The 5,646-nt window shown below is 42.0% G+C and carries 4 protein-coding genes; 1 reads left to right on the top strand and 3 read right to left on the bottom strand.

What is annotated here, in order from left to right:
* Positions 1–5: 5 nt before the first annotated feature.
* Together RDS42_RS11750 and RDS42_RS11745 are read right to left on the bottom strand one after the other, a co-directional pair.
* On the bottom strand, positions 6–1,655 hold the full coding sequence (locus tag RDS42_RS11750; RefSeq protein WP_308783826.1) for a glycoside hydrolase family 43 protein: 1,650 nt from the start codon (positions 1,653–1,655) through the stop codon (positions 6–8).
* Positions 1,656–1,678: 23 nt separating this feature from the next.
* Positions 1,679–3,055 (bottom strand): MFS transporter, encoded by a 1,377-nt coding sequence (locus tag RDS42_RS11745; protein WP_308783825.1) that lies wholly within the window; start codon positions 3,053–3,055, stop codon positions 1,679–1,681.
* A 180-nt stretch (positions 3,056–3,235) separates the two neighbouring features.
* Here RDS42_RS11745 and RDS42_RS11740 point away from each other — a divergent pair, with 180 nt between their 5' ends.
* Positions 3,236–4,084 (top strand): AraC family transcriptional regulator, encoded by an 849-nt coding sequence (locus tag RDS42_RS11740; RefSeq protein ID WP_308783824.1) that lies wholly within the window; start codon positions 3,236–3,238, stop codon positions 4,082–4,084.
* A 27-nt stretch (positions 4,085–4,111) separates the two neighbouring features.
* On the opposite strand, the gene pap is transcribed toward RDS42_RS11740, so the two are convergent.
* On the bottom strand, positions 4,112–5,584 hold the full coding sequence (pap, locus tag RDS42_RS11735) for a polyphosphate:AMP phosphotransferase (protein ID WP_308783827.1): 1,473 nt from the start codon (positions 5,582–5,584) through the stop codon (positions 4,112–4,114).
* Positions 5,585–5,646 lie beyond the last annotated feature (62 nt).

Raw genomic sequence — 5,646 nt, 5'->3', positions numbered from 1 at the left:
TTTCTCTATTTTACTGCTGCTGTTTCGTCTGCCTGATAATCAAAAAAATCAAAATCAGCTGTATGCTCATGCATCATGCGATCCCCGCAGGTGATTCCCACAAATGCTCCTGTAAACTCACCAAACTGTGAATACTCATCAGAAAACTTGCTTGTGTCAAAGCGTGGCCCGATATTCTGATAAGTCTCTCCATCTAGGCACCACTGGAATTGAGAATCTCTTCCCTGTATCTTAAGCCGCATATAGATATCCTGCCCGTCTTCCACAAAGGTTCTGTCCTGGCTGAACTCCCTTTTTTCTCCATTTTCTACCTGGAGCACTGATATTGCACTGTGTTCTAAGGTATCGCTGTAATACTTGTAAAGATAGATAAAATTCATATTGTCATAATAAAGGATCAGTCCTGCTGTATGCTGGTAACTCAGAGGCGTAAAATCAAGCCTGGTAGTTATCTGTGCAGACACACTGGTGAGCTTTCTCGCAAGAATACTTACTCTATTCAGAGAGCATCCTGATTCCTGCCCCCGAAGTCTTGCCCAGCCCGGACGGGATTTCAGATCTACAAAGGTTCTTGCATCGATCCTTGGCGAATAATATCCAATTCCCAGATTTTCTGAATCAAAATCATCATGTGCCGGAATTTTTTGCGCCTTAAATTCCGGAAGCATACTCTCCTGTACAAATTCCTGAGCCAGATTTCCTTCTTTTTCCATACGAAGCCATCCGTCTTCTGTCCATTTCATACGCTGGATTGCTGTCTCCCTTCCCAGTGTGCAGCGAAGTTCAGGAACAAAAGGTCTTGCAGTCAGATGTACCAGCCAGGTTTCTCCATTTGGAAGATCTACATAGCTTGCATGTCCGGATTTTTGAAGCACACTGTCCGGATTATAATATCTTGGCTTTAAATGATCCCAGTCAGAACGTTCATTTACATCTCCGGGACAGGAAGTCACAATTGGATTGCAGGGATCCGCCTCGTAAGGTCCCCATACATTTCTGGACCGTCCCATCGTCACACTGTGGTAATATCCTGTTCCGCCTTCCGCACACATAATATAATAATACCCGCCTCTTTTTGTCAGATGCGGTGCTTCTATACATCCCCGGTCTGTGCCGCCTCTCCAGAAAGCCTTTGGCATGCCCTTGATCTTCTTTTGTACCGGATCATACTCTACAATATTGATCGAACCTGGTTTTTCGTACGCGGTTCTTGTTTCCCAGTCCAGAGCAACAATATATTTTTTACCGTCATCGTCGTGGAACATGGAAGCATCAAATCCCGTAGAATGAAGATAAACCGGTTCACTCCATGGACCTTTTGGGTCTTTTGCAGTAATCAGATAATTATCTACGTCAAAGTATCTGGCATTCATGGAATTCATCACACCATAAACCACATAAAAAAGGTCGTCTTCCTCACAATAAGTCAGACAGGGTGCCCAGATTCCCTTGGCACTGGGCAGCTTTTTCAGATCCGGATTCTCTGCATTCTGAAGCGCATGGGAATAAAGTTCCCAGTTTTTCATATCTCTGGAATGATAAATGGGAATTCCCGGAAACCACTCAAAAGAAGACACTGCGATATAAAAATCATTACCTTTTCTGCATATACAGGGATCCGCATGAAACCCCGGAAGTATTGGATTTTGAATCATTGTTACACCCTCCTGATTTGTTTTTATTTTGCTGCTTTTTCTGCTCTTTTATGAAGATCCCGGATAATTCCGTCAAATTCTTTATCCAGATGATAAAATCTCAAAATCACAAAGCAGGCTGCAAATACTGCAATCGGGATCCATACAAAGCACAGACGGATAGAAAATAATGCAGATGCAGACTGTACGGCAGCCTCTCCTACATAACCTCCAATTTCCAGAATGATTCCCAAAAGCGCAGAACCCACGCCGTTTCCAATCTTATAACCAAAGCTGCAGGCACTGTTTACCAGACCTTCAGTACGATGACCTGTTTTCCACTCACCATAATCTATGGTGTCTGAAACCATTGCCCACATCGTTGCTCCGCCGCAGGCATTCCCAACTCCTCTGACCAGGCTGGAAACAACAATCGCAGACATATTTCCGCCGCCAAATTCAAGAATCAGCATACCCACAGTGGACAAAACTAGACCCAGAGAAAAAATATTTCTTTTTCCATATTTTTTTACCAGGCCTGCAATAAAGAACATCGCTGCAATCTGAATTACATTAAAGATTCCATTGATCGTTCCCACCAAATCCCTGTTTCCGAGAATATCCTTTGCATAATATACTGTAGTTCCTCCATTAATGGCATAATATAGGAAGAAAAGAGCCAGAACACAGATCATCATGATCCAGTATTTATTGGCAAACAAAGATTTCAATCCTTCTAAAAAAGATATTTTTTCAGTCTCTCCATTTATTTCTGCTATAGAGTGTACACGCTCCTTTGTTCCTGCAAAAGTCAGAATAAACGCAATCACTGCCAGAATTCCCAGTACAGCAAAAGTTTTCGTCCAAGCTGCTGTATTATCCCCAAAAAACTCCACAAGAGGAAGTGTCACCATATTAATAGTGAGCGTTCCTGCTGTTGCAAGAAGGTTACGAAAAATACTAAGTACAGATCTTTCATATGGGTTCTGAGTCATTAAGGCATTCAAAGATGAATAAGGAACATTTATCGCTGTATAAACAACTGTGGAGACCAGGTTATATGTAATAAATACATATACCAGTTTTGCAGTCGTTCCGAGAGATGCCGGTACAGAAAACAGCAGGATTCCTGATAATGCAAAAGGAATACACATTCTCAGTATCCAGACCCTGGCTTTTCCATATTTTGACCGGGTGCGATCCACAATCATTCCCATGATGATATCGCTGACTCCGTCAAAAACTCTGGAGATTAGCATGATTGTTCCCACTGCTGCTGCATTTACTCCGGCATAATCCGTATAATAAAAAAGCAGAAAGGCAGACATTGCCGTATAAATAATATTGCACCCAAAATCTCCGCACCCGTAACAGAATCTTTCAAAAAGCAGTGCAGGAGTCAGTTTTCTCTTTTCATTCATTGGTATCCTCCCTTTTAAGATACTAAAATCTCTTTTTCCTTGTATTTTGATCTTTATTCAGGCGCCATAACTGATCTATGCCTATATCATAAAGCATTTGCCTTTTATCTGCCAGATATGTTAGTATCTAATCAGTAGGTTGATAGTATCTTTTTATTTTTTAAAAAAGGAGATTTTATCATGGAAAGACGTCTGACTCCAACAAATTATGAATTGATTCCACTAAATGACAAAACAAATGTACGCTTTTTTACTTCTGTAGATCAGGGAAGCTATATCGCACCTCACTGGCATGATGCCCTGGAAATCATCTACATTTTGGAAGGCAGTCTGAAGATTACGATTTCCGGCGTTTCCCGTGAATTAAATGCCGGTCAGTGCATCATGGTATCCTCCAGCCTGATCCATTCCACTCTCTGTGCAAAACCTAACCGCGCCATTGTATTTCAAATTCCGGAAAATTTTATGGAAAAGTTCATCCCGGATTCCCGAAATCTTCAGTTCAGCCTTACAGATCCGACAGAAAATTCTGTTCTTCAGAGTAAAGTTGAAATATTTAAAGAAACTCTTCTGAAAATGCAGCTTCTGGTAGATCTTCAACCGGATGGAGCCGTACTCCGGTTTAACAGTCTCCTTTTTGAAATCCTTTTTCAGCTTTATCATAATTTTTCTGTCAAGTCCATTCCGGAAACAACAGCCCGTCACAGCCGCAATCTGGAAAGGCTGAAACCTGTTCTGGACTATATTGCAGAAAATTATAATCGTCCTATCTCCCTGGATGAAATCTCGGAAATTGCTATTTTGCAGCCTAAGTATTTCTGCCGTTTTTTTAAAAAATGTATGGGAGTTACTTTTCTGGAATATCAGAATGAATTAAGACTGTCAAAAATATATAAAGACATTATTTCTACCAATAACAAAATCTCTGACATTCTGGAACAACACGGCTTCACAAATTATAAACTGTTCCGCAGAATGTTTCAGGAGCGTTTTCACGCTACACCTACCGAACTGAGAAAAAATCACTGAACTTATTTTTCACATGGAAAAAGGCCCTTAATCCAGGGCCTTTTCCAGTTCTTTAATTACAATCTTCAGAGCCTTGATCCGGGCATATTTTTTATCTACAGATTCCAGAATATGCCAGGGAGCAAAAGCAGTATTTGTCTTTTTAAGCATTTCATCTACAGCATCTTCATAAAGATCCCATTTTTCCCGGTTACGCCAGTCCTCATCGGTGATCTTCCACTGTTTCTCCGGATTATTCTGCCTGTCTGTAAATCTGGCAAGCTGAGTATCCTTATCGATCTGTACCCAGAACTTAATGATCACGGCACCCCAGTCTGAAAGTTCCTTTTCAAACTCATTGATCTCGTTATAGGCGCGCTTCCAGTCATTTTCTGTGCAGAAGCCTTCCAGACGCTCCACCATGACACGCCCATACCAGGTACGGTCAAAAATGGCGATATGGCCGTCTTTTGGAAGCCTTGTCCAGAATCTCCATAGGTAATGGCGGGACTTTTCGTGAGGCTCCGGACTGGCGATGGGATGAACCTCATAGCCTCTTGGATCCAGTGCGCCTGTGATCCGTTTTATATTTCCGCCCTTCCCTGCCGCATCCCAGCCTTCATAGGTAATGATCACCGGAACTCTTTTCCGATAAAGACGGTTATGCAGTTCTCCCAGACGTTTCTGAAGGCTTTTCAGTTCGCTTCTGTATTCCTCTTCGCTGATTTCTTTATTCTGAAGCTCGATTTCCGCCAGTTTAGGCATTTTTACCAGAGGAAATACGTTCTGAAGAATAGGCGAAGAATGATTCCGATTCTGCATGGCAACCTCAATGCTGCTGATCAGGATATCCATTACCTGAAGTTCCGCCCATTTCCGGTTTTCAGCATCTATGATATACCATGGTGCTGAAGGAAGATTGGTATCCTTCATATACCTGTCAAATACTTTTTTGCATTTGCCGTAATGTTCATTCTGCCACCGGTCAAATTTCGTCACTCTCCAGCTGGTGTCTTCCTCCTCCATCAGTTTTTTCAAACGGGAATCCTGCTCTTCTTTTTCAATATGCATAAAAAATTTCAGAACCAGATATCCATTGTCTGTCAGCTGCCGCTCAAATCGGCGGATACTTTCGATCCGTTTCTCATACTCCGGACCTGAAAGCTCTTTTTTCAGTACTTCTCCTGTGATCTGTTCCATCCATCCGGAATCCAAAAAGGTAAATTTCCCCTCTTCGGGAATCTGTTTCATATAACGGTAAAGAAACGGCTTTCTCAGTTCCTCTTCCGACGGTGCAGACATGGCTGCCACCTTAAAAAACCGGGGATCGATATTTTTGATCACCTTTCCGATGGTGCTGCCTTTTCCGGCGGCTGCCCACCCCTCAAACAGTACAAGAACCGGAACCTTATATTCCTTGATCTTCATCTGAAGTTCATAAAGCTTATCCCTGTCCCGGTCAAGCTGTATTTCCATTTCTTCTTTTTCCGGAATCTCTGCCGGTATCCATTCTTTCAGCATAAGTTCACCCCTTTTCTGTTTTCTGCCTTTTCGTTCTTTCAATCTGTTAAGTGAATTTATTA

It is taken from the genome of uncultured Blautia sp., assembly GCF_902497045.1.
In the GTDB taxonomy this organism is placed as follows: Bacteria; Bacillota; Clostridia; order Lachnospirales; family Lachnospiraceae; genus Blautia_A.
The sequence above is the reverse complement of the archived record's forward strand: the minus strand, read 5'-3'. Positions and strand labels throughout refer to the sequence as shown.

What these genes read in the sequence shown, in the direction of transcription:
- pap (WP_308783827.1), bottom strand. Translation starts at nt 5,584, where the DNA reads ATGCTGAAAGAATGGATACCGGCAGAGATTCCGGAAAAAGAAGAAATG.
- RDS42_RS11740 (WP_308783824.1), top strand. Translation starts at nt 3,236, where the DNA reads ATGGAAAGACGTCTGACTCCAACAAATTATGAATTGATTCCACTAAAT.
- RDS42_RS11750 (WP_308783826.1), bottom strand. Translation starts at nt 1,655, where the DNA reads ATGATTCAAAATCCAATACTTCCGGGGTTTCATGCGGATCCCTGTATA.
- RDS42_RS11745 (WP_308783825.1), bottom strand. Translation starts at nt 3,055, where the DNA reads ATGAATGAAAAGAGAAAACTGACTCCTGCACTGCTTTTTGAAAGATTC.